Here is a 24,786-nt window from a genome sequence, read left to right as displayed (position 1 = left end):
ACTATGTGTATAATCACTTTTCTAAAGCAATAAAAAAGCCAATGTGAAAAAAATCCGTTTTCATGATTTGCGTCATACACATGCATCACTTATGTTACTTCTTGGAGAACATCCGAAGATTGTATCAGAACGATTAGGACATTCATCTATCGAAATGACAATGAACACCTATTCTCACGTGACTTTCGACATGCAAAAGGAATCATCAGATCGGTTTGAAAAAGCTTTTCAGCAAACAAATTGATACAATGTGGTCAAAATGTGGTCAATCTTATAAAAAATAGCGCTAAACCCTTTATAAATAAGGAGTTTAGCGCTATTTTATTTACATCACCCGCTTAAACATCTTCTCAAGCTCATAAGTCGAATGATGCACAATAATTGGCCTACCGTGCGGACATGTATATGGATTTGTTGTTGTTCGCAGTTCTTCTAATAAGGCAAAGATTTGATCATTCGTTAAATATTGATTTGCTTTAATTGATGCCTTGCAGCTCATCATAATGGCCGCTTCTTCGCGTAATTTTTTAATATCGACTTTTTTCAATTTCAATACTTGCTGCATCATTTCATCGATAATTTCCATCTCTTGTCCTTTTGGGAACCATGTTGGATGTGAGCGGACAATGAACGATTGATGGCCGAACTGCTCTAGAAAGATTCCTACTTTTTTCAGTTCTTCTAGTTGTTCTTCGATGCGCAAAAATTCATTAAGCGATAAATCAATTCGGTACGGAACGAGTAATTCTTGTACCTCCGGCGTTACTTGTCCTACTTTATCACGGAAATATTCATAGTTAATGCGCTCCTGAGCTGCATGTTGGTCAATCATATATAACCCTTTATCATTTTGGGCGAAAATATATGTTCCATGCATTTGCCCAATTGGATACAACGGTGGTAAATCGTTTCCGTTCATTTCGATCTCTTGTATTTCTTCGAGTTCTTCTAATTCAAAATCTTCTTCATCGTCTTCCCAATCATTCTCACCTGATAGCGGTTCTTCTACAATTTGCTTAGACGGTTGCCAATTGTTTTCTTCTTTTACAAGAGACTCTGACGGTAGCCATTCTTGTTTTGGTGGATTCCAAAGCGGTGGTTGTGACTTCGGTCTTTCTTCTAGTTCATCCATTCCACTTGGCAGAACGATATTTGGCATGGTTTGTTCTTTCGGTTTTGCATGCTCAAATTGAAACTGTTCTTGGACACTTTCATCTTTTTCTTTTTTCTTTGTTGCAGAGCTGGCATCAGGAATGAGTTGAATCTTTTTAAAAGCATTCTGCAATGCTGTTTCAATCAGCTGCAATAGTTCCTGTTCTTTACTGAAGCGAACCTCTAGTTTTGCTGGATGAACGTTCACATCAACTAGCATCGGATCCATTTCAATTGATAAGAAACCAATTGGATAACGTCCAACAGGTAACAATGTATGATAGCCTTGTTGCACTGCTTTCATTAAGACATAATTCCGAACGTAACGACCATTTACAATCGTTGACATATAATTCCGAGATGCACGCGTTACTTCTGGTAAGGTCACATAACCACGAATCGTAAAGTCTAACGATTCTGCTTCAATTGGAATTAATTTTTTCGCAACTTGAATGCTGTAAATTGCCGCAAGGACTTGTCTTACATCACCATTTCCTGATGTATGAAGCAGCTTCTTCTCATTGTGAAACAAACGCAATGAGACTTCTGGATGCGACAGAGCAATGCGGTACACAATATCAGTAATATTCCCCAGCTCTGTATGGATCGTTTTCATATATTTTAAGCGTGCTGGTGTGTTAAAAAACAGATTTTGAACCGTAATGTCCGTCCCTTTACGGCTCGCTGTTTTTTCTTGTTTCAAAATCTCGCCGCCTTTAATCACAAGGTGGGTTCCCGGTGCATCCCCTGTACTTGTGATTAATTCTAATTCACTGACAGATGCAATACTCGGCAATGCTTCACCGCGAAAGCCAAGCGTCCGAATACGAAACAAATCATTTTCATCTTTAATTTTACTTGTTGCATGTCGTTCAAAGGCAACAATACAATCTTCTTCCGCGATACCATCTCCATTATCGATGATGCGAATTTTCGATAATCCAGCTTCTTCTAAGTGGATTTCAATAGATGTACTATTCGCATCGATGGAATTTTCGACAAGCTCTTTTACAACCGAGGCAGGGCGTTCTACCACTTCTCCTGCCGCAATTAAGTTAGAAAGCTGATCATCGAGTTTGCGAATTTTCCCCATCTACTTACTCATCCTTTCTTCAACTTTTTCTGTAAACGGTACAGTTCATTTAACGCTTCTAACGGTGTCATATCAAGTAAATCAATTTTTTTAATTTGCGTTAATACTGCTGTTTCTTTTGAATCAAGCGCAGGTTTGTTTTCTTTTTTCACTCGTTGTTCCGCCGTAAAGAAGGATAGCTGTGATTCTTCTTCCACTTCTTCTGGCAATGCATCTAGTTCTTCTTTTACGACTACAGGTTCTTGCACTATTTCTTCTGAAACTTTCATTTCCGTTCGTTTCGGAATGATTACTTCCTCTTGTCCTTCAAGCTGCGCTAATACTTCTTTAGCACGAGCAATTAAGCTATCTGGTAGCTCTGCAAGCTGAGCAACGTGAATACCGTAACTCTTATCTGCTGCACCTTCTTGAATTTTATGCAAGAAGACAACTTTTCCATTTTCTTCAATTGCTGAAACATGAACATTTTTTAGGTTATCTAAACTTTCTTCTAGAACTGTTAATTCATGATAGTGTGTTGAAAATAGCGTTTTCGCACCAATTTGATCATGGATATGCTCAATAATTGCTTGCGCTAGTGCCATACCGTCATACGTAGATGTACCGCGTCCAATTTCATCAAATAAAATTAAGCTTCGTTCCGATGCATTCGCAATCGCATTTTTCGCTTCTAACATTTCGACCATAAACGTACTTTGGCCTGAAATTAAATCATCAGCTGCCCCAATTCTCGTAAAGATTTGGTCAAACACAGGTAGAACTGCTTCTGCTGCCGGTACAAAACAACCGATTTGCGCCATCACGGTAATCAGTGCTAATTGACGCATATACGTACTTTTACCAGACATATTTGGACCAGTGATTAAAAAGACATCCATATTTTCAGGCATGATACAATCATTCGGAACATACAATTTTCCATTTAATACTTTTTCAACGACCGGATGACGACCATCTTTAATAAAAATTTCTCGTTTTCCCGTTAATGTTGGTTTTACAAATTGTTCTTCCTCACTTACAGTTGCAAAGCTTTGAAGGACATCTAATTCACTAATAATTTTTGCTAATTGCTGCAATTTCGGAATAAATACTTTCACTTCTTCACGAAGAGCTGTGAATAAATCATATTCTAACTGAACGATTTTTTCTTCTGCTTCTAAAATTAATGTCTCTTTTTCTTTTAGCTCATCTGTAATAAAACGTTCTGCATTCGCAAGTGTTTGTTTCCGCTCATAACGCCCTTCTGGAAGCGCAGATAGATTTGCTTTTGTGACTTCAATATAGTAGCCAAAAATACGATTATAACCAATCTTTAATGATTTAATTCCCGTTATATCACGCTCACGTTTTTCAAGTTCTGCAATCCACGTTTTCCCGTTTTTGCTTACATAACGATACTGATCTAATTTCTCACTGTAACCATCTTTTATAATGTCACCATCTTTTATCGAAAGCGGCGGGTTTTCTTGAATACTTCTCTCTAGTAACGCCGCTAGACTTTCGCACGGATCTGCGCCTTGAATTAACCTTGCAGCATAAGAATTATCTAACAGACTAACCGCTTCTAGAATGGCTGGTACTTGCAGTAAGGAACGCTTTAATTGCAGTAAATCGCGCGCATTAACACTACCATATGAAACTTTTCCTGCTAACCGCTCTAAGTCGTATACTTCTTTTAGTTTTTCTTTTAAATCTTCACGTAAGAAATAATCGTTCACAAACGTTTCAACCATTTCTAAACGTTCTTCAATTTTTTCTTTTTGGATGAGCGGACGTTCCATCCACTGTTTTAACATACGTCCCCCCATCGCTGTTTTCGTTTTATCCAAGAGCCATAGTAACGAACCTGTTTTTTCTTTTGTTCGAATGGTTTCTGTTAGTTCTAGATTACGTTTAGAATGGACATCAATCTTCATAAATTGATTTGTATAATAAATTTCCACAGGTTGCAGGTGATCTAAAGAACGTTTTTGCGTTCGTAAGACATAGTTAAATAAACGTCCAACTGCTGCAAGTAGTTTTGTTTGCGTCACATTTTGAACGAGATGCATAAGACTCTCTGGAATTTTTGTTTCTTCCTCATATGAAACTGTCATTTTTAGTGTTGCTAACAGCTTGTCTAGTTCTTCCTTAGAGAACGTAGAAGATACGACAATTTCTTTCGCACCCGTTGCGTATACTTCTAGTAATACGTCTTCAAGTGTTCCCGTTAATAATGTTACTGTATTTTGCCCTGTCGTTAAGTCATTACAAGCTAATGCATAGGAACCATCCTCAAACTGTGCTAATGCTGCAAGGAAATTATTTTCCTTTTCATCTATCGTACGACCTTCCATCATCGTTCCTGGTGTAATTAATTGAACGACTTCACGGCGTACAACACCTTTTGCTGTTTTCGGGTCTTCAACCTGTTCACAAACTGCTACTTTATATCCTTTTTCAATCAATTGTTCAATGTAATTTTTCGCAGCGTGATACGGTACGCCACACATCGGAATTCGTTCACTTCCGCCCCCATCACGACTTGTCAATGTAATTTCAAGTTCATGTGCTGCTTTTACAGCATCTTCAAAGAACATTTCATAAAAATCACCTAATCGAAAAAATAAAAAGGCATCTTGATAATCTGCCTTGATTTTTAAATATTGCTGCATCATCGGCGTGTACTGTGCCATTTTGCTCCTCCATATATCTCTCTTTTTCACTTTAAGAATATATTATAACACAATTATACACAAATGATTTTGATCCATCATCTGAAACATATACAAAAAGCTAGGAAGATGTTCTTCCTAGCTTCAGCTTATTCTTCTTCCGCTTCCGCTTCTACGATAAAGTTCGGATCCAGTTCTTCAAACTCATCATCATCCACTTCAAATTGCGTATCATCTTCTTCACAACCATCTGGATTTACACTTACACAAATCTTTGTTTCGCCGACAACCTCTATGACAAATTCACGTTCTACTGTAACAACCATTTTATTCCCATTTGGTGAAATCACTGCTTCTAAACAATTTGGATGTTGCACGACACGTGCAATAATTTCGATATCTTCCCCAGAAACCCCCTTATCACGATAGCCAATTTTCACGTCATCTGTGTAATGCACACGCTCTGTTACCACTTCAGTTTTCGTATTTTCATCATGCGAATACCATGTATTAATGTCATAGTATCCTTCGATTTCTACATACTTTCCATTCTGTTTTGCTTCGTATGCATGGTTAATAACCCAGCATCCCAGAATACTTGTCGGCGGATGATTCGGCTCAACAGTGTGAGTTGTTTTCATATACTTACGCCCTTTTCCCACAACTGCTTTCGTAATAATCTCTCTAAATTCGGACATACGAAACCCTCCTCAATGAATGTTCAATTCATTATATGCGGGACAAATGCGGAATGTGTTATTCTTTTTTGAAAAAGCCATGCACCTTTCATTTTATAATAGAAAATCTCTGATTTTCAGAAGCTGCAAACAACCGTTGAAACTTCAAGAAGTGCATGATAAATTATTATCTATTAGAAACGAAACAAAAAAAGATGCCGAACTCGACATCTTTTTTAGCATCCACACGTGCCTTTTTTATTTGCTACTTCAGCACCTGTCTCTCCTTTTAACACATCGCCGCCAGTTGAAATTAAAATTTCATCTGTGACCGTGTTTGAAATTGTACTTGCGACAAGCTGCAATAAGTCATTTACATATGTTTGAGAAGACTTAAACTGTTGGACAACTGGAATTTCATCCAGTTTATCTTGCAGCGCATCAATATCCGATTCTACCTTTTTTAACGCTTCCCATTTCCCATAATGCTGTAAATTTACTGCTTGTTTTTGCAAAACTTTAATTTCATCAATCGTACGTTTTACATTTTCATTTTTATGAATTTGCGCTTCTGCACGTTTAAAGAAATCCACTTCTTCTGTTTCAGAAATCATTTTTGCTAATTCTTTCGCTTGCTCTACAATTTCATCTTTTGTAAAGATTTTCATCTATTATTTCACCTCGATCGGCTCCTCAACCAATTCCCCGTTTAGAGACCAAGTTTTTGCTTTTGTTACTTTCACTTTTACAAGCTGACCGATTACAGATTTTGGAGCTACGAAGTTTACAAGTTTATTGGCACGTGTATAACCTGCAAGTACATCAGGATTATTTTTACTTTCTCCATCAACAAGCACTTCAACAATTTGCCCTTCATACGTTTTATTCTTCTTCGCAGAAAATTCATTTACTAACGCATTTAAGCGTTGCAAACGTTCTTTTTTCACTTCCATCGGTACATTATCCTGCATTTTTGCAGCTGGTGTACCTTCACGTGGTGAATAAATAAATGTATATGCACTATCAAATCCTACTTCACGATATAACGACATCGTTTCTTCAAATTGTTCATCTGTTTCATTTGGGAAACCGACGATAATATCTGTCGTTAGTACTGCATTTGGAATCGCTTCTTTAATTTTACGTACAAGTTCTAAATAATGCTCACGTGAGTATTTACGTGCCATAATTTTCAACATATCCGTACTTCCAGATTGCACCGGTAAGTGAATATGTTCAACTAAATTACCACCTTTTCCAAGTACCTCAATTAAATGATCATCAAAGTCGCGCGGATGGCTTGTTGTAAAACGAATACGTGCTACGTCAATCTTACGAAGTTCATCCATAAGATCTCCTAAACCATATTTCATATCTTCGAAGTCTTTTCCGTATGCGTTTACGTTTTGACCAAGTAGCGTAATTTCTTTATAACCATTTGCCGCTAAATGACGTACTTCTTTAATAATGTCTTCAGGATGGCGGCTACGCTCTTTACCACGTGTATACGGTACGATGCAGTACGTGCAGAATTTATCACATCCGTACATAATGTTTACCCACGCTTTAATATCCCCGCGGCGTACTTTTGGAAGATTCTCAATGACATCTCCTTCTTTTGACCATACTTCAACAACTGTTGCTTTCGCAAACATAGCATCTTTTAAAATGTATGGCAGGCGGTGGATATTATGTGTACCAAATACCATATCTACATGCTGATGCTTTTGCATAATTCTGTTTACGACAGATTCCTCTTGTGACATACAACCACATACACCAATTAAAAGATCAGGATTTCTTTGTTTTAAAGATTTTAAATGACCAAGTTCTCCGAATACTTTATTTTCAGCATTTTCACGAATTGCACATGTATTTAGTAGAATCACATCTGCATCTTCTGTAGAGAATGTTGGCTCATATCCAAGAGTCGTAAAGATGCCAGCCATTACTTCTGTATCATGCTCATTCATTTGACATCCATAAGTACGGATATAAAACTTTCTTCCAGCACCAAAATTACGAAACTCTTCTGGTAAGCCAAAGTCACGTTCAATTTTAACTTCTTCTTTTCCACGTTTTTTCGCATCTTTTAAAGAGGGTGGCTGATATACACTTTCAAAATATTTACTGTAATCTTTTTCTGCTTTTTTAGTAGTTGAAGTTGCTTGTTGACCTGCTAATCGTTGCTCTTCGTTCATGAATAATCTCCTTTCAACCTTACATATACAAAGTTTTAACTTTTAGTTGTTGTTTAAATTGTTTTTATAAAAAAGCATATCGCTTCATTCCTATACACATTATTATAGTATAAAGCGTTCAGTCAAATTAAACAATAGAGATAGCTTGGATTCATGAACGATTTCACCTGATACTAAGAGGAATAAGGGGAGCTCATGTAATATGACTCTCATTTATTATTTTATCATTCTGAATTTTCACAGTAAAGAAAGTACATCTTATTTATGAATAGACGTAATCATAATTTTGTATCAGAAAAGGCTACCGAAGCTTCGATAGCCTTTCATCTATTACATGAACTCTGCTACAAGCTCATCAAACATTTTTTGATCCATTTGCAGATCAGCATGAACTAATGGTTCTTCACTATAGCCTTTTACAAGCTCTTGGTAAGAAGGTTGTTCTGTATTTTGATAAATTAAACCTGTTACTAAACCTTTGTTTTCCATTAATGTTTGCATAGCAAGCATACGATTAGATGGATCATATCCTTCTACTTCGCTAAGTCTTGTTAAGTTCTCCTTGAACCAATCGTACGTGTTTACCTTGTTATATGTTACACATGGACTAAATACGTTGATGAGAGAGAACCCTTTATGTTGAATACCAGCCTCAATTAGCTGTGTTAATTCTTTTAAATCACTAGAGAAACTTTGTGCTACGAATGTTGCTCCAGCAGTTAATGCCATTTCCATTACAGATAACGCTGGCTCAATCGATCCTTGCGGCGTACTTTTCGTTTTAAAGCCCGCTTCACTACGTGGTGAAGTTTGACCTTTCGTTAAACCGTAAATTTGGTTATCCATAACGATGTACGTAATATCAATATTACGACGAATAGAATGAATTGTATGTCCCATCCCGATTGCAAAGCCGTCACCGTCACCACCAGATGCGATAACTGTTAAATCACGATTTGCCATTTTTACACCTTGTGCAATTGGAAGGGCACGTCCATGAATACTATGAACACCGTAAGAGTTAATATAACCAGAAATACGACCGGAGCAACCGATACCAGAAATAACCGCTAATTCATCAGGATTCAACCCTACATTTGCAGCAGCACGCTGAATTGCTGCTTGTACTGAGAAATCACCGCAACCTGGACACCAGTTTGGTTTTACACTATTACGAAAGTCCTTAAATGTTGCCATTTAAAACAACCCCTTTTTTGCATTCGTTGTAAATTTCTTTTGGCAAGAATGGGTTTCCGTTATATTTCAGCAGACTAGAAATTTTCTCACCAGAGCCAAGATTCATCTTCATAATATTAGCAAGCTGTCCAGTTGCATTGTTTTCTACAACGACAACACGTTTTGCATCTTTCACAAGCGGCAGCATTTCATCCGTTGGGAATGGATGAATTAAGCGAACATGAGCATGATTTACTTTTAATCCATCTTGCTCTAAACGTTCCATCGCTTCTTCAATTGCACCACGAGTTGAGTTAAAGCCTACTAATAATACATCAGCGTCATCATATTTTGCATTTTTATATACAGGGGTATTAAACTTAATATTCTCCATTTTACGGAAACGTTTGTCCATTTGTGCGCTGCGGTTAAGCGCTGACTCAGATGGTTTACCTGTTTCATCGTGTTCTACGCCTGTTACATGGTGAATACCATTTTTCATACCAGGTACAACACGTGGTGAAATGCCATCTTCTGTTACTTCATAACGTTTGAAGTATGCTTTATTTTCACGCTCTGGTAGCTCAGCATGTAAATCAAGTTTACCGCGGCGAATTTCAACTTTTTCTAATTGAAGCGGTTCTACTGTTTGTTTACCTAAAGAAAGTTGTAAATCTGTTAAAAAGATAACAGGAACTTGGTATTCTTCAGATAAGTTAAACGCTTCGACAATATCATAAAATGCCTCTTCAACAGTACTTGGCGCCATAACGATTTTTGGAATCTCACCATGCGTTCCGTAAATCATTGCCATTAAATCAGATTGTTCTTGTTTTGTTGGTAACCCTGTACTTGGTCCACCACGCTGTGTATCAATGATTACAAGAGGTGTTTCTGTAATCCCGGCTAATCCAATTGCTTCCATCATGAGAGATAAACCAGGACCTGCTGAAGCTGTTAATGTACGTACACCAGCATAGTTTGCACCAATTGCCATCGTACAAGCAGCGATTTCGTCCTCAGTTTGAATAACCGTTCCTCCTACTTTTGGAAGCTTCTTAATTAAGTATTCCATAATCTCAGAAGCAGGTGTAATTGGATAAGCAGACATAAAACGAGCACCGCCAGCTACTGCACCAAATGCGATTGCATCGTTCCCAATCATAAACATACGTTTTTTTCCATCTGCTTTTTCAAGTTGCATCATATTTACTTTTTCGCCGAGCAATTCTTTCATATACTGAGAGCCGCGTTGAATTGCTTCCATGTTCTTCTGAACAACTTGCTCTCCTTTACGACTGAAAATTTCATCTACAACTTCTAAATACACTTTTTCATCTAACCCTAATACCGCACTAGACGCTCCAACCGCAACCATGTTTTTCATTAAAGATGTACCTAGTTCAGAAGCAATATCCGTAAATGGAATTGCATATAAAGTTACATCTGTTCCTTCAGGAATGCTTGGATTGAATTTTGCATCTGCAACAACAATTCCACCAGAACGTAGTTCGTGGAAGTTAAAATCAATTGTTTCTTGATCAAATGCGATTAAAATATCTAAATCATCTGATATCGCGCGTACTTCTGTTGTACTTACGCGAATTTTATTGTTTGTATGACCACCTTTAATTCGTGATGAAAAATGACGATAACCATATAAATAATAACCTAGTCGGTTTAATGCAATACAGAAGATTTCTCCTGTACTTTCAATTCCTTCACCTTGTTGGCCTCCAACTTTCCATGAAAGTTGACTAATCATTTCCTACACCCCTTTAACTGCATACATTGTAGTGTATTTTTTTACAGTACTAGTTTAGCACTTTTTAAGACAAGAAACTACAATGGACACAAATTATACCTCTTCTGATTTCAGTGAATGTTTTGCATAATCTTAATTCGTTTACAATTCTAGCCCTACAACAGTAAAAATGCAACAATTTGATACAGTTTTATTGATTATTTTTCAAATTTTCTAACTTCTTATCCCTCTTTTATAACAATGTCTTAGAATGGAATATGGTGTATAAAATTACGATATATGAAATTATGAACTTGATCTTCTTTATAGCGCTTTAATAGTTCATTTATGACATAGTCATAATGCTCATATCTTTCCACATGTTCGACTGTTTCCGTGATTCCATCAAAATCTGATCCGAATCCAACATTCCTCTCACCACCAAGCATACATACATGCTCTACATGGCGCAATATATCATCTGTAAAAACAGACTTGTTTGCAGCTAAAAACATTGGAACGAATGTTATCCCAATCATTCCGTCTTTTTGAATTAACGCTCTTATTTGTTCATTTGTTACATTCCTTGGATGCGGACATAACTCATAGCTATTTGAATGCGACGCAATAGGATAATCAGCAAGTTCCATCACATCCCAGAACCCTTTCTCTGACAGATGAGAAACATCTGTCCATATCTTGTAACGATTTAAATCTTCCACTACTTTTTCTCCAAACAGTGTTAAACCGCCACCTCGAGACTCTAACGCTCCATCAGCAACTAAATTCGCGTAGTTCCAAGTAAGTCCAACAGAACGAACACCAAGATAATACAACGTTTGTAGCTTCGTTAATTCTTTTCCAATTGCATCGCATCCTTCTAAAGTTAAAAGGGCTCCTATATCATCTTTTCCTAATTGCTGAATATCTTCTTTTGTCCGGATCAATTTTATATTCGGCAGTGCCAAAATTTGTTCATGAAATATATTCGCCATCTCTAATGCAACTGCAAATCGCTGTCCATATGGAATTTCTTCCGGTACATAAATTGCAAAACACTGAATACTACCACCCTTTCGTTTTAATTGATCGTATGTAATATGTAAAAAAGAATCATTTTGAAAAGTTCGCTTGCCTTTCCCGAGCCATAGCTGCCACAATACATCACAATGCGCATCAAAAATTTTCAATGCTTTTCATCCTTTCTTCCTAAAATATCCTTACATTCCATCAGTGGTAAACTTCATCCACCCCTCCGAATTTTAAATTGAGGGTCTTATTGCCCACAAATAGAAGAATAAAAATGACCTGTTTGCAAATGCAAACAGGTCATCCAATTTAACGAGGCTCTACAATTAACTTAATTGCTGTACGTTCTTCACCATCAATCATAATATCTGTGAATGCTGGGATACATATCAAATCCACACCACTTGGCGCCACAAATCCTCTCGCAATTGCTACTGCCTTTACGGCTTGATTCAATGCACCTGCACCAATTGCTTGCATTTCTGCTGAACCACGCTCACGAATGACTCCAGCAAGTGCACCAGCTACAGAGTTAGGTACCGAAGTTGCTTTAACTTTTAATATTTCCATTGCTCGTTTCCTCCTCGTTTCTTTAAAAAATATTAGCGATTGAATTCACTTTTAACTTATATTCACGAGCAATGATTCATATTCCTGCTAAAACCCTCTAATTTTTCTAAAAAATTAAAATATATTCTCTTTTCTAATTTTTTATTTTTTATTCAAAAAAAGGCTGATCATCATTAATTAAAATACGATCAATTTTTTTAGCTTTCCCTGTATTTGGATCTACATCAATTAGTACAGCACTTAACTGCGTTCTTCCATTCGTTACTTCAAATCGCACTGGAAGGTTTGTTAAAAATTTCTTCAGCACAGCTTCGCGATCCATTCCTAAAATCCCATCATATGGACCTGTCATCCCAACATCTGTAATATAAGCCGTTCCACTTGGTAAAATACGATTATCCGCTGTCGGAACATGCGTGTGCGTTCCAACAACTGCTGTAGCCCGTCCATCTACATACCATCCAAGCGCTTGCTTTTCACTCGTTGTTTCCGCATGAAAATCAATAAAAATAATGTTCGTACGTTTTTTCGCAATTTTAATCAATTCATCCACTTTTCGGAATGGACAATCAATTGGCGGAAGGAATGTACGGCCTTGTAAATTAATTATTGCTACTTCTATACCATTACAGTTTACAAAAACAAGTCCTTTTCCTGGTGTTCCTTCTGGGAAATTTGCTGGTCTTGCAAGATACTTTGCATCATCAATAAACTCAAAAATTTCACGGTTATCCCACGCATGGTTTCCAAGTGTAACTGCTTGTGCACCGCACTCTAAAAAGTTACGATAAATTTTCTCTGTAATTCCACGTCCACCTGCAGCATTTTCTCCGTTAATAATTGTAACTGTAGGTGTATATTTTTTCTTTAATGCAGGCACGTAATCTTGAATCATCTTTCTTCCTGGCGAGCCTACTACATCCCCAACAAATAAAATTCTCATTGTTCTTACCCTTTCCATCTATACATTCTTCGCAGTTTCTTCTCATAAACTGCAACCTTCACTTATAAAAATACGGATCTTCTCACATTTTCCTATTTCGTGAATCATTTCCGATTCTACAAGCTTTTCTATATTGTGTCCATTCTCAGCACAAAAAAATAAAGTGGTGCAACACCACCACTTTATTTTGCATATTCAACTGCACGAGTTTCACGAATAACAGTAACTTTAATATGTCCTGGATAATCCAGTTCATTTTCAATACGTTTTCGAATATCACGTGCTAAACGATGAGCCTCTAAGTCATCAATTGTATCTGGTTTCACTAAGATACGAACTTCGCGTCCAGCTTGGATTGCATAAGATTTCTCAACACCTTCATAAGACTCAGAAATCTCTTCAAGCTTTTCAAGACGACGAATATAATTTTCAAGCGTCTCACTTCGTGCTCCAGGTCTTGCTGCTGACAGTGCATCTGCTGCTGCCACAAGAACTGCGATAATAGAAGTCGGTTCTGTATCTCCATGATGAGATGCAATACTATTGATAACCACTGGATGCTCTTTATATTTTGTCGCAAGCTCGACGCCAATTTCAACGTGGCTACCTTCAACCTCATGGTCAATTGCCTTTCCGATGTCATGCAATAAACCAGCACGACGAGCAAGCTTTTCGTCTTCACCAAGTTCAGCTGCCATTAATCCAGCCAAGTAAGCAACCTCCATAGAGTGTTTTAAGACGTTTTGACCGTAACTTGTTCTAAATTTCAAACGACCTAAAATCTTAATTAAGTCTGGGTGTAATCCATGTACACCTACTTCAAAAGTCGTTTGTTCTCCAACTTCACGAATATACTCATCCACTTCACGTCTTGATTTTTCAACCATTTCTTCAATACGCGCTGGGTGAATACGTCCGTCTTGTACAAGTTTATCCAAAGCAATACGAGCAGTTTCACGACGAATCGGATCAAAACCTGATAGGATTACTGCTTCTGGTGTATCATCAATAATTAAATCAATACCCGTTAATGTTTCTAGTGTACGAATATTACGTCCTTCACGTCCGATAATACGACCCTTCATTTCGTCATTTGGGAGATTTACAACTGAAACCGTTGTTTCGGCAACGTGATCAGCAGCACATCTTTGCATAGCTAAAGATAGGATTTCTTTCGCTTTCTTATCTGCTTCTTCTTTTGCACGTACTTCAGTTTCTTTTACCATAACAGCGATTTCATGCGAAATTTCATTTTCAACTTTTTCTAAGATAATAGCTCTTGCTTGTTCACGCGTTAAGTTAGAAATTCGCTCTAATTCATCTTGTTGTTTTTGTACTAACTCTCCCACTTTGCTTTCCAAATCTTCAATCTGCTGTTGTCTTGCTACAAGAGATTCCTCTTTCTTTTCTAACAATTGCTGACTTTTCTCAAGCGATTCGTCTTTTCGATCAAGGTTCTCTTCTTTTTGCATTAAACGATTTTCTTGTTTTTGCAACTCGCTTCTTCGGTCACGAATTTCTAATTCTGCTTCTGTACGAAGTGTATGAATTTCATCCTTTGCTTCTAATAGCGCTTCTTTTTTCAGTGCTTCTGCTTGACGATTTGCATCTTCTACAATGCGCTTCGCTTCATTGGCCGCACCGTTAATCTTCGCTTCTGCAATGGACTTTCGAACAAAAAACCCAACAACTGCACTGACGATGGCCAGCAAAATGGAGATGAGTATCCAAAATTCATTACTCATAAATTCACCTCCTCTTGCTATGAATGAAAAAAGACTGCATGGATGTACATTGTTTGCACCTGCAACGTACAGCGATGACCGTCGTCCCGCCTTTTCAAGGGACTTTCTTCATTTCACAATTAAACTAGACATATGCTTATTTCGGAAAGTATACGTCCTCTCCGAATGTTACTTCTCTTCTTGAGAAGAGTGTGTCGTATATAATATAAGAAAAAATATACATTATCATTGTATCTACCGCTATTTTCATTGTCAAGCATTGTCTACCTTTACTTTCTTTACCTATGATAAAGTGAAACTTTCCATCAGTAAGGTTTCTTTATCCCTCCACCGATTATTATATATATACAAGTTAAAAAAAAACGACATAAACCCCATTTCTTTTTAGGGGAAACAAGAGCATCTGGCCACGCATAGAAACGGTCAGGGCCTTTTCCTACCACATGCAATGTTTAAAACAAACGGAGAAAGCAAGTAGCGGTCATGTTGTATTCTGCATAACAGCTACTTATAAAGAAAAGCGGAAGCAGCTCGCTCAGAACAAGAGGGGGATGGAGCTTCTGACATAGAGGCGCTTTTTGCCTCGGCGGAAGACGCGAAGCCACCGACTGTTCTAGCCGCTGGAGCTGGATCATAAAGAAAAGCGGAGACGACTGTTTAGACATAAGGGCCTAGGAGGCAGAGCTAGACAAAGGTGTCGAAAAATTAAAATAGATTTATATAATTAAATTCATTTAAAGTAGGATATTACTCTTCGTAAATAGCGGGATAAAAAATAAAAGACACGAAACCGTGTCTTTTAATCATTAAGAAGAGTCATATCTTCTCCACTTCCAGATGCACCCTCTTCACCAATACCATAATGTTCACGAATAAAGAATGCTATTTCATCTGTAACTTCTGGATTTTCTTTTAAGAATTGCTTCGCATTTTCGCGCCCTTGTCCTAAGCGTTCCTCATTATAAGAATACCAAGCTCCGCTCTTTTGAACGATATCAAGTTCAGATGCCATATCTAAAATTTCGCCTTCTCTTGAAATTCCTTCTCCGTACATAATATCAACTTCTGCAACGCGGAAAGGAGGCGCTACTTTATTTTTTACTACTTTCACTTTTGTTTTATTACCAACAATATCGTTACCTTGCTTTAACTGCTCAGCACGACGTACTTCTAGACGCACTGTTGAATAGAATTTCAACGCACGTCCACCTGGAGTTGTTTCTGGCATAATTCTATAGATTTTCCATCTCTATAGCGCGGACTATCTCTTCATCTCTTTACAGAGAGCCTTGCACTTCCAGCAGGAGCCTATCTTCTGCCGTACCCTACTCAGTTAACTTTAAACGTCCTTTTCGGTAGTCTCTACACCTTCTTCATACCATTCTGAAGCTTGGCACGGTATTACCCTATTATTTGGAGGGCTTCACCGTTAGCAGCTATATAGCTACACCCTTAGGCAATAAGGTTCACAAGGTTTTTTGAACATGCTATCACTAGCAAGGGAAACCCATAGTAAACTCCTTAATCTATAAAGATTAAGCAACCATTTGTTGATTTCCAAACATAACCCCAACTTTTTCACGAATTTGGTTAATGAAAATTGCGATTGTTTTTGACTTGTTAATCGCACCAGATAATTTACGAAGAGCTTGTGACATTAAACGTGCTTGTAAGCCAACGTGAGAGTCACCCATTTCTCCTTCAATCTCCGCTTTTGGAACAAGTGCTGCTACAGAGTCAATAACGATAATATCAATTGCACCGCTTCGTACTAATGCTTCCGCAATTTCTAGCCCCTGTTCTCCTGTATCTGGTTGAGATAATAATAATTCATCAATGTTAACACCTAGTTTTTGTGCATATACAGGATCCATTGCATGTTCTGCATCAATAAATGCCGCTTGTCCGCCTTGACGCTGTACCTCTGCAATCGCATGTAAGGAAACTGTTGTTTTACCTGAACTTTCAGGTCCATAAATTTCAATAATACGGCCTCGTGGATAGCCACCAACTCCAAGGGCAACATCAAGTGCCAATGAACCACTTGGTACAGTAGAAATCCTACGTTCCGCTTGCTCCCCTAGTTTCATAATAGAGCCTTTACCGAATTGTTTTTCTATTTGTTTTAACGCCATATCTAATGCCGCTTGACGATCACTCATTCAAAAATTCCTCCTTAACTTAAATGCTAATTTTATTATACATATTTTCTTCCCATTATGCCAACAAAAATCGAACGTTTATTCGTTTTTTTTATTTCCAGTAGATGAAAACCTCTATTTTTCTATAGAAAATAACAGAAGCTAGAAGAGATTTATATCTCTTCTAGCTTCTTATACAGATGATAAAACCCATATTTTACAGTTCGTTCACGAATTTGCTGACGACTTCCACTTAATGTAAGGGGAATAACTACCGTTGGCTGTTCATCTATTGCTAAGCCGATAAACACTGTTCCTGGCTCTTTTCCTTCAGACATATCCGGCCCTGCTACTCCAGTAAAACTAATTCCGATATTGGCTTGCATCAGTTTTTTCACATTTTCAGCAAGATAACGGGCACAAGCTTCACTAACAGCTCCATCTGTTTGTAAAGTCTTTTCCGGAACATGTAAAACATGTTGCTTTACATCATTGCTATAACAAATTACGCCGCCTGTAAACAGAGAAGACACACCGGCAACCTCAGTAATACGATTACCAAATAAGCCACCTGTTAAACTTTCAGCACATGCAATCTTCAAACATTTTTGTTTGAGCAAAGTAATTGCTTTTTGATGAAGAAGATCTTGATTATATCCATAAAAAAATTGCCCTACTCTTTGTAAAATCAATTCTTCTACATGATTTATCAAAGATTCAGCTTCTTTTGCATCATGGTGCTTTGCTGTCAAGCGAAGCGTTACTTCTCCTTCAGAAGCAAGGGGAGCAATGGTCGGATTCGTTTGAGCATCTATTAAATCTTGAATCGTTGCCTCTAATTGTGATTCTCCAATTCCAAAAAATCGAAGAGTGCGAGAATATAGATTCTCACCAGATGTAAAAGGAAGAAGCCAATTCTCTACATAACTTGTATACATTGGATTCATTTCTTTAGGTGGTCCTGGAAGTAAAATATACACCTTGTTATCTTTACATAATCCCATACCCGGAGCCATACCATGATCATTTGCAAACACAGTTGCTCCCCTTAAAACAAGAGCTTGTTTTTTATTATTTTCTGTAAACTCTCTTCCCGTTCTTTTATAATAATCAGCAATGGAATCAAGTGCTATTTCATCATATACAAGCTCTTCCTGCAAGGAGGAAGCAATTGTTTCTTTCGTTAAATCGTCTTTTGTTGGTCCTAAACCACCTGTGAAAATCAACATATCTGCACGTTTTTGAGCGATTTCAATTGCCCGGCGTAATCGATTATTGTTATCCCCAACGACAGTGTGATAATATACATCGATTCCGATAGATGCCAGCTTTTCTGATAAAAATTTGGCATTCGTATTCGCAATTTGCCCAAGCAATAGCTCTGTACCAACCGCGATAATCTCTGCATTCATCTTCCATTCCCCCATAAGCCGTTATTTCGAATCCACAAAAACTCCTCTATTTTTCCAGAAATAATCCCATCCTGAAATAATAGTGAAAATAAGTGCAACCCATATTGAAATATCTGCAATTGGAATATGAATTAAATTAAATGGAACATCGTGAAGTAAGTAGGCAGAAATTGCAATAACTTGCATCCACATTTTAATTTTCCCAGGCATCTTCGCAGCAGCCACTTCCCCTGTACCAGCTAATACAAGACGCAAGCCTGTAACAGCAAATTCTCGGCTAATAATAACAACCGCCATCCAAGCCGCTACATAATGTAAATCTACAAGCGTAATTAATGCCGCAGATACCAATAATTTATCCGCCAAAGGATCTAAAAATTTCCCTAAATTCGTTACAAGATTATGTTTTCTTGCATAATGGCCATCAATCCAATCTGTCGCAGAAGCAATAATAAAAACAAGAGCTCCAGCTAAGTGCTGAACTGGCAATTCTACATCTCCAATTGTATACACTCCCCAATCAAATGGAGCGAGCATAATAATTAAAAATACAGGAATTAAGCATATTCTTGATACAGTAATTTTATTTGGTAAATTCACAGCTATTCCTCCATCATGTCAAAAACAGTTTATGCATTGAAAAAAGTCATCGGAACGATGACTATTATTGTGCAGGTTGTTCCCCTAAGTTTTTAATCACCAAAATTTGATGACGCATTTCTTCTGTATTTTGTGGGAATTCAATAACTTGACCGTTAATTTTAATTTCAACATTTGGCGCACTACCAATGTTTAAACGCGCAACTTGTTCTGACGATAAATCCTGTTGTTGTGTTTCATCCTTATTTAAAGTACCTGTATAGAATACTTTACCACTTTCATTTTTAATATCTACATAACTTGTACCTTTTGCTGTTATTTCTAGTTTAAACTCTTTATTATGGCGAAGTTCTAATGTAGATTCTTTCCCATCCTTGTCAACAACTTTAATCTCTTGTTGAGCTGTATTTTGTTGCTGCTGAGGTTGTTGAGGTACTGCTTCTTTTTTCTCTTCTTTTTTCTCTTCTTTCTTTTTATCAAGAGGAGAATTTTCCGCTTTTTCCACTTCTGTTTGTGCATTTTTCGTTTGTTTTACTTGACTATCGTCATTTTTACCTAAAACAAACTGAAATACAAACCAAATTGCAACACCAACAGCAATAACAAGCAATGTAATTAAAATTTTAGGCATATGGTCTGCAATTGGCGATGACGCTGCTCTTTGCACAGTTTCCTGCGCTTTTTGTCCCGTTGGAACTTGCGGAACACTCTGAGAAGCCGTCTGTGGTATTTCGTGTCTATATTCTTCTAGTGTCGCCTCTCCATTTAGCCCAACTGCTTCCGCATATTGCTTTATAAAGGCACGCGCGTAAAAATCCCCGGGCATTATACTAAAATTTCCTTCTTCAATACCAATTAAATAGCGTTTTTGAATTTTCGTAATTTCCTGCAGCTGATCGATGGAAAAACCTTTCATTTCTCGTGCTTCTTTCAGCTTTTGTCCTAATTCTGTCAATGCTAACACCTCAATATTTCTTTAAAAGTCGAACATAGAAAAATTATTTTGATTTCCCTGTTCAATTTCATCTACTAGACTGTATTGAATTTCTTCATCGTAATCATTTCGCAATTCAATAATGTAATCAAAATCATCAAGTGTATATTCTGACTGACTCACAAATACATCTGGATGCTCTACAACCTTTGTTGCTGGCAATCTCATAATTTCGCGAACAAGCTGCCAGTGTCGTTCATTTGCGCGCTTCGTTGAAACAATTCCATCTAAAATAAAGATATTATTATCATTATATTCATCTTCAATTAATTGACTGCGTACCGTCTGTTTAATAAGAGTAGACGACACAAAAAGCCAACGTTTATTTGCACACACACTTGCAGCAACGATGGACTCGGTTTTTCCAACGCGCGGCATCCCACGAATTCCAATTAATTTATGGCCTTCTTTTTTCATAAGTTCTGCCATAAAATCAACAAGTAAACCTAATTCATCACGAACGAAACGAAATGTTTTCTTATCATCCGCATCCCGTTGTATATATCTTCCATGCCGAACTGCTAATCGATCACGAAGCTTCGGTGGACGATATTTCGTTACAGTTATATTATCCATCGTATTTAGAATTGATTCAAGTCTAGAAATTTGTTCTTGATTATCGCACATTAATAATAATCCGCGCCTAGCATTGTCTACCCCATTAATTGTTACAATATTAATACCAAGCATACCGATTAACGAAGAAACATCACCAAGCAAGCCAGGTCGGTTTTTATGTATTTCATACTCAAAATACCATTCAATCATTTGATGACACTCCCCTTGCTTACTTTACATCTACGTACTATATTATATGATTTTCTCTTAATAGGAAAGTGAAATGTATAATCGAGAACTCAATTTAATGTAGAGATTCTCAAAATCGACAAAAAAAGAGAGGATTCTTCCTCTCTTTTCGCTACTTATGGTTGACCATTTTCACCATTAAGTTTGCAATTGTATGTTGCTCCTGTTCATCTGCAACCTTCCAAAGCTCCATCAATAATTTTTCTTGGTCATTTCGTGCTTCTACTTCATTTGCTAAATAATCCCCAATGCGATAAGCCATATCAGAAATTGCACCGCCGTCTAAGCCTTTTCCTTGTGCTTGATCTAAACGCTCTCCTAAAAAGCCTTTCCATTGTTCAAAGTTATCTAATACTGACATTGTTAAGCACCTCGCTATAAAGTAATGGAGTCATGTTTACTATTTGCCATTATGTCCTTTTTTATGTACGAGAGCAAAAAGTAAAATATGATACTCCTTACTTTAAGCAATTAACAATGCCAGCCCCCATTAACCCCAATAATTTGACCTGTTATATAAGATGCTTGTGAAGAAACTACAAATGCAACTGTATTTGCCACTTCCTCTGGCAGCCCTAATCGACCAAGCGGAATTTCTTCTGCAATCTCTTGCTTTTCTTCATTCGAAAATATATGCAGCATCTCTGTTTCAATTGCACCTGGAGCAATTGCATTTACTCGTACACCGCTTAATGCAACTTCTTTTGCCAATGCTTTTACATATGAATTTTGTGCTCCTTTTACCATAGAATACAACACTTCACAGGAAGCACCTATTTGTCCCCAAATGGAAGAAATAACGACAATATTCCCACTTCGGTTTCGAATCATTGAGGGAAGTGCAAATGAAACAAGTTTATATACATTTTTCACTTGCAGTTCCACCATCTCATTTAATTGTTCATCGGTAATATCTGTTTTTAACCCAAAGATACTTTTTCCAGCTGCATATACAACAGTATCAATTGGATGATAGATTTGCGACCATAGTTGCCAAGCACCATCTATTTCTGATAAATTAGCTTGAACTGGAATAATATCTTTCAGTTCTTGTTCTAATTGCTGAACTCTCTTTTCACCTTGGTTATAATGAACATACACTGTGTAGCCATCTTTCACTAACTGTCTTACAATGGCAGAACCGATTCCCCCACTTCCCCCGGTAACTAATGCAAACTTCTTCATCTTTTTCCTCTCTCTACTACATTATTTCTTCGGAAGTACCTGGCAAATACTTACTCGTTCTTCTTTTAAAAAGCTTTTCGAAACTGTTTGTAAATCTTCAATTGATAAACTTTCCAAAACAGATAATGCGTCAAACAAACTAGACCCATTAAATGCATATCGTGTGAACTGATTTGCAATATACTCTGGTGAATTTAGCGAGCGTAAAAAACCACCTATTTTCTTCTTTTTCACACGCTCTAACGTTTCTGCGCATAACTCATCATAATCTGTTTGCAACAAAATATCAGTTACGCGCTTTGCTAGTTCATCCGGTTGCTTCGTATCTCCGCCAATCATCGCAAAACCGAAACTGCTTTCTTCTGTATAATCATACGAAAACGTATCATCAATTAACCCTTCATTATACAATGTTTCATAATGGGTAGAACCTTTTCCAAATAAATAATCTAACAGAAGCGTTAAAGCAATTTCTTGTTTCAGCAAGTCTTTTCCTTCTTGTTTCAAGTCTTTCGTTTTCACACCAACTAAACATTTCGGTGTTTGTACTGGCATTGTAATGACCATTTTTTTCTCATTTACTTGTTCTGGTTCTTCATCAAAAGACCGCGCAATTTCTGAGGGAGCAGTATAATTTTTCTTCGCTTGATTTTCACGCACTAAATTCATTGTCTTTTCTGGATCAATAGAACCAACAACAAATAATAACATATTACTTGGGTGATAAAATGTATGATAACATTCATACAGCAAATCTTTTGTAATTTCGCTAATCGAATCAATTGTTCCAGCGATATCAATCTTTACAGGATGTTTCCTATATAAACTATCAATTAACCCAAAGTATAAGCGCCAATCTGCATTATCTTGATACATTTGAATTTCTTGCCCAATAATTCCTTTCTCTTTCTCAACAGTTTGTTCCGAAAAGTATGGATCTTGCACGAAATCTAACAATGTTTCTAGATTCGTTTCAACGTTTGATGTACAAGAAAATAAATATGCAGTTCTTGTAAACGATGTAAATGCGTTTGAAGAAGCTCCTTGCTTACTAAATAATTGAAACGCATCGTGATCCTCTTTTTCAAACAATTTATGTTCTAAAAAATGTGCAATTCCATCTGGTACACGAAGCATCTCGTCTTTCTCAAGCGGCACAAACGTATTATCAATAGAACCATACTTTGTCGTAAATGTTGCATACGTTTTATTAAACCCTTGCTTTGGGAGAATATATACTTCTAGGCCATTGGACAGTTTTTCGTAATACAGCGTTTCTTTTAATTGTTCATACACGATTTTTTCCATCTTAAACACCCTCCGTCCCATGTAAGAAGTAAATTGTATCTAGCTGAATATTATTTGCTACTTTAACGATTCCATCTTTCGTTACTCGTTCAATCTCTGTTAACCATTCTTCTACAGGGCGGTCATAATTTGCAATTACTCCATGATACAGAAGTTCTACAAGACCGCGCGGCGTATCAATTGTCTCTAAAATTTGATTTTTAATCACACTTTTTGTTTGTACGATTTCCTCATCAGTAAAATCGCCATTTTGCATCGCTATCATTTGTTCTTTAATAATCGTAACAGCTTTTTCATAATTTTCTCCCTCAATTCCAGACATTACAAACAGAAGTCCTTTATGACTTTCATAACGAGAAGCAGCATAATATGCCAAGCTGTTTTTCTCACGTACATTAACAAATAATTTCGAATGCGAGAAACCACCAAACAAGCCATTAAATAACTGCAAAGCAAAATAGTCTTCGTCACGATACGTAATATACGTGCGGTATCCAATATTTAATTTACTTTGTTTAAGTTCTTGTTTTTCTACAACCTCTTGCTCTTCCTCATTTTTCTTATGAAGCAATACATTTCTTTCTTTCGGTTCACGTTTAGAAACAGAAAAATACCGTTTCACAAGGTCAAGAGCTCCTTCTTCAATATCACCGATAATGTATAAATCCATTTCATCTTCAGCTATTACTTTTTTATAATATTGATACAACGTTTCGTTTGTAATCTTAGAAACGTGCTCTTTTTGACCATTTGCACTTAAGCGATACGGTTCTACTTTACACATTTCTTCGATAAGGCGTTCATTGGCATAGCGCATTTTATCATCAAACGTAGATTCAATACGCTGCACGAGTGCACGTTTTTCACTTTCTACTACCGTTTGTAAGAAACCACTTCCTTCTGTTGCTGGTCTTAGTAAAATATCAGCAAGCATAGCAAGCGCTTTTTCAAAGAGCGGCGGCGCTTCTTGTAAATAAGTTTCATTGGCAATGTCTATATAAATAGAAATAATATGATCCTCACCCTTTTTACTTACATCAACAGCTAATGACGAACCATATAACTCCTCTAAATATTGACGAATTCGAATAACAGATGGGTGTGTTTCTGTAGCACTTTGTAATACATAGGGAAGCAAGGCCCGTTCTGTTACCGTTTCTTCACATAACGGTGACTTTAACCGTAATACAAATGTATTCGTTTTATATTTTTCTGTTGGAATCATATGTACGCGTAATCCACCTAATTCATGTGTTTCTTGTTTTATAAGATCCATTCGTAAACCTCCTCTAAAAAGGAATTTTCTTCTTCAATATACAGTTTTCACAAAAGAAAATGCAAATTTTCTCATGTAT

General features: G+C 37.0%; 19 protein-coding genes and 3 pseudogenes. 1 reads left to right on the top strand and 21 read right to left on the bottom strand.

Annotated elements, in window-relative coordinates:
* Positions 1-31 precede the first annotated feature (31 nt).
* Positions 32-244: pseudogene (locus tag WAZ07_RS15885) on the top strand (tyrosine-type recombinase/integrase); the annotation flags it as partial.
* Positions 245-325: 81 nt separating this feature from the next.
* On the opposite strand, the gene mutL reads toward WAZ07_RS15885, so the two are convergent.
* The 21 genes and pseudogenes from mutL to yfmF all read right to left on the bottom strand — a co-directional run bounded on the left by mutL (position 326) and on the right by yfmF (position 24,707).
* A complete protein-coding gene (gene mutL / locus WAZ07_RS15880; RefSeq protein ID WP_336473234.1) occupies positions 326-2,245 on the bottom strand; it encodes a DNA mismatch repair endonuclease MutL in 1,920 nt (639 codons plus the stop codon).
* An 8-nt stretch (positions 2,246-2,253) separates the two neighbouring features.
* Positions 2,254-4,920: a DNA mismatch repair protein MutS gene (gene mutS, locus WAZ07_RS15875; protein WP_336473233.1), complete on the bottom strand. Its 2,667-nt coding sequence runs from the start codon at positions 4,918-4,920 to the stop codon at positions 2,254-2,256.
* Between the two features lie 128 nt (positions 4,921-5,048).
* The gene (cotE, locus tag WAZ07_RS15870) at positions 5,049-5,597 is read right to left on the bottom strand and encodes an outer spore coat protein CotE (RefSeq protein ID WP_336473232.1); all 549 of its coding nucleotides are present in this window, start codon (positions 5,595-5,597) and stop codon (positions 5,049-5,051) included.
* A gap of 215 nt (positions 5,598-5,812) precedes the next feature.
* On the bottom strand, positions 5,813-6,244 hold the full coding sequence (locus WAZ07_RS15865; protein ID WP_090912859.1) for a YlbF/YmcA family competence regulator: 432 nt from the start codon (positions 6,242-6,244) through the stop codon (positions 5,813-5,815).
* A 3-nt stretch (positions 6,245-6,247) separates the two neighbouring features.
* On the bottom strand, positions 6,248-7,777 hold the full coding sequence (miaB, locus tag WAZ07_RS15860) for a tRNA (N6-isopentenyl adenosine(37)-C2)-methylthiotransferase MiaB (protein WP_090912857.1): 1,530 nt from the start codon (positions 7,775-7,777) through the stop codon (positions 6,248-6,250).
* 330 nt (positions 7,778-8,107) lie between these two features.
* A complete protein-coding gene (locus tag WAZ07_RS15855) occupies positions 8,108-8,974 on the bottom strand; it encodes a 2-oxoacid:ferredoxin oxidoreductase subunit beta (RefSeq protein WP_090912856.1) in 867 nt (288 codons plus the stop codon).
* Positions 8,961-10,718, bottom strand: a complete 1,758-nt coding sequence (locus WAZ07_RS15850) for a 2-oxoacid:acceptor oxidoreductase subunit alpha (protein WP_336473231.1) — start codon at positions 10,716-10,718, stop codon at positions 8,961-8,963. Before WAZ07_RS15850 ends, WAZ07_RS15855 begins: the two co-directional genes overlap by 14 nt.
* Before the next feature lie 245 nt (positions 10,719-10,963).
* Positions 10,964-11,887 carry a dipeptidase gene (locus WAZ07_RS15845; RefSeq protein ID WP_336473230.1) on the bottom strand — a complete coding sequence of 308 codons (924 nt, stop codon included), beginning with the start codon at positions 11,885-11,887 and terminating at the stop codon, positions 10,964-10,966.
* 148 nt (positions 11,888-12,035) lie between these two features.
* On the bottom strand, positions 12,036-12,296 hold the full coding sequence (gene spoVS, locus WAZ07_RS15840) for a stage V sporulation protein SpoVS (protein ID WP_020059065.1): 261 nt from the start codon (positions 12,294-12,296) through the stop codon (positions 12,036-12,038).
* 148 nt (positions 12,297-12,444) lie between these two features.
* Entirely contained in the window at positions 12,445-13,239 is a 795-nt protein-coding gene (locus WAZ07_RS15835) for a TIGR00282 family metallophosphoesterase (RefSeq protein WP_336473229.1), read from the bottom strand.
* A gap of 182 nt (positions 13,240-13,421) precedes the next feature.
* Positions 13,422-14,984 (bottom strand): ribonuclease Y, encoded by a 1,563-nt coding sequence (gene rny / locus WAZ07_RS15830; RefSeq protein ID WP_090912848.1) that lies wholly within the window; start codon positions 14,982-14,984, stop codon positions 13,422-13,424.
* Between the two features lie 799 nt (positions 14,985-15,783).
* A pseudogene (locus WAZ07_RS15825) lies at positions 15,784-16,209 on the bottom strand (recombinase RecA family protein); the annotation flags it as partial.
* Positions 16,210-16,531: 322 nt separating this feature from the next.
* Positions 16,532-17,146 (bottom strand): annotated as a pseudogene (recA, locus tag WAZ07_RS15820) (recombinase RecA); the annotation flags it as partial.
* A gap of 152 nt (positions 17,147-17,298) precedes the next feature.
* A complete protein-coding gene (locus WAZ07_RS15815; protein ID WP_336473228.1) occupies positions 17,299-18,537 on the bottom strand; it encodes a competence/damage-inducible protein A in 1,239 nt (412 codons plus the stop codon).
* A gap of 21 nt (positions 18,538-18,558) precedes the next feature.
* Positions 18,559-19,137, bottom strand: coding sequence for a CDP-diacylglycerol--glycerol-3-phosphate 3-phosphatidyltransferase (pgsA, locus tag WAZ07_RS15810; RefSeq protein WP_336473227.1), 579 nt, complete (start codon positions 19,135-19,137; stop codon positions 18,559-18,561).
* A gap of 64 nt (positions 19,138-19,201) precedes the next feature.
* Complete coding sequence (locus WAZ07_RS15805) at positions 19,202-20,092, bottom strand: helix-turn-helix domain-containing protein (protein ID WP_336473226.1); 891 nt, start codon at positions 20,090-20,092, stop codon at positions 19,202-19,204.
* A gap of 21 nt (positions 20,093-20,113) precedes the next feature.
* The gene (locus tag WAZ07_RS15800) at positions 20,114-20,899 is read right to left on the bottom strand and encodes a DUF3388 domain-containing protein (protein ID WP_090912837.1); all 786 of its coding nucleotides are present in this window, start codon (positions 20,897-20,899) and stop codon (positions 20,114-20,116) included.
* Positions 20,900-21,050: 151 nt separating this feature from the next.
* On the bottom strand, positions 21,051-21,299 hold the full coding sequence (locus WAZ07_RS15795; protein ID WP_090912835.1) for a DUF3243 domain-containing protein: 249 nt from the start codon (positions 21,297-21,299) through the stop codon (positions 21,051-21,053).
* Between the two features lie 110 nt (positions 21,300-21,409).
* The gene (ymfI, locus tag WAZ07_RS15790) at positions 21,410-22,123 is read right to left on the bottom strand and encodes an elongation factor P 5-aminopentanone reductase (RefSeq protein WP_090912834.1); all 714 of its coding nucleotides are present in this window, start codon (positions 22,121-22,123) and stop codon (positions 21,410-21,412) included.
* 21 nt (positions 22,124-22,144) lie between these two features.
* Complete coding sequence (gene yfmH, locus WAZ07_RS15785; RefSeq protein ID WP_336473225.1) at positions 22,145-23,431, bottom strand: EF-P 5-aminopentanol modification-associated protein YfmH; 1,287 nt, start codon at positions 23,429-23,431, stop codon at positions 22,145-22,147.
* Between the two features lies 1 nt (position 23,432).
* A complete protein-coding gene (gene yfmF, locus WAZ07_RS15780; RefSeq protein WP_336473224.1) occupies positions 23,433-24,707 on the bottom strand; it encodes an EF-P 5-aminopentanol modification-associated protein YfmF in 1,275 nt (424 codons plus the stop codon).
* Positions 24,708-24,786: the final 79 nt, after the last annotated feature.

Source organism: Bacillus bruguierae, from assembly GCF_037104725.1.
GTDB lineage: Bacteria > Bacillota > Bacilli > Bacillales > Bacillaceae_G > Bacillus_A > Bacillus_A bruguierae.
This window is presented reverse-complemented; position numbering and strand designations above follow the sequence as displayed.

Coding starts and splice junctions, on each gene's coding strand:
- mutL (WP_336473234.1), bottom strand. CDS start 2,245: ATGGGGAAAATTCGCAAACTCGATGATCAGCTTTCTAACTTAATTGCG.
- mutS (WP_336473233.1), bottom strand. CDS start 4,920: ATGGCACAGTACACGCCGATGATGCAGCAATATTTAAAAATCAAGGCA.
- cotE (WP_336473232.1), bottom strand. CDS start 5,597: ATGTCCGAATTTAGAGAGATTATTACGAAAGCAGTTGTGGGAAAAGGG.
- WAZ07_RS15865 (WP_090912859.1), bottom strand. CDS start 6,244: ATGAAAATCTTTACAAAAGATGAAATTGTAGAGCAAGCGAAAGAATTA.
- miaB (WP_090912857.1), bottom strand. CDS start 7,777: ATGAACGAAGAGCAACGATTAGCAGGTCAACAAGCAACTTCAACTACT.
- WAZ07_RS15855 (WP_090912856.1), bottom strand. CDS start 8,974: ATGGCAACATTTAAGGACTTTCGTAATAGTGTAAAACCAAACTGGTGT.
- WAZ07_RS15850 (WP_336473231.1), bottom strand. CDS start 10,718: ATGATTAGTCAACTTTCATGGAAAGTTGGAGGCCAACAAGGTGAAGGA.
- spoVS (WP_020059065.1), bottom strand. CDS start 12,296: ATGGAAATATTAAAAGTTAAAGCAACTTCGGTACCTAACTCTGTAGCT.
- WAZ07_RS15835 (WP_336473229.1), bottom strand. CDS start 13,239: ATGAGAATTTTATTTGTTGGGGATGTAGTAGGCTCGCCAGGAAGAAAG.
- rny (WP_090912848.1), bottom strand. CDS start 14,984: ATGAGTAATGAATTTTGGATACTCATCTCCATTTTGCTGGCCATCGTC.
- WAZ07_RS15815 (WP_336473228.1), bottom strand. CDS start 18,537: ATGAATGCAGAGATTATCGCGGTTGGTACAGAGCTATTGCTTGGGCAA.
- WAZ07_RS15800 (WP_090912837.1), bottom strand. CDS start 20,899: ATGATTGAATGGTATTTTGAGTATGAAATACATAAAAACCGACCTGGC.
- WAZ07_RS15795 (WP_090912835.1), bottom strand. CDS start 21,299: ATGTCAGTATTAGATAACTTTGAACAATGGAAAGGCTTTTTAGGAGAG.
- ymfI (WP_090912834.1), bottom strand. CDS start 22,123: ATGAAGAAGTTTGCATTAGTTACCGGGGGAAGTGGGGGAATCGGTTCT.
- yfmH (WP_336473225.1), bottom strand. CDS start 23,431: ATGGAAAAAATCGTGTATGAACAATTAAAAGAAACGCTGTATTACGAA.
- yfmF (WP_336473224.1), bottom strand. CDS start 24,707: ATGGATCTTATAAAACAAGAAACACATGAATTAGGTGGATTACGCGTA.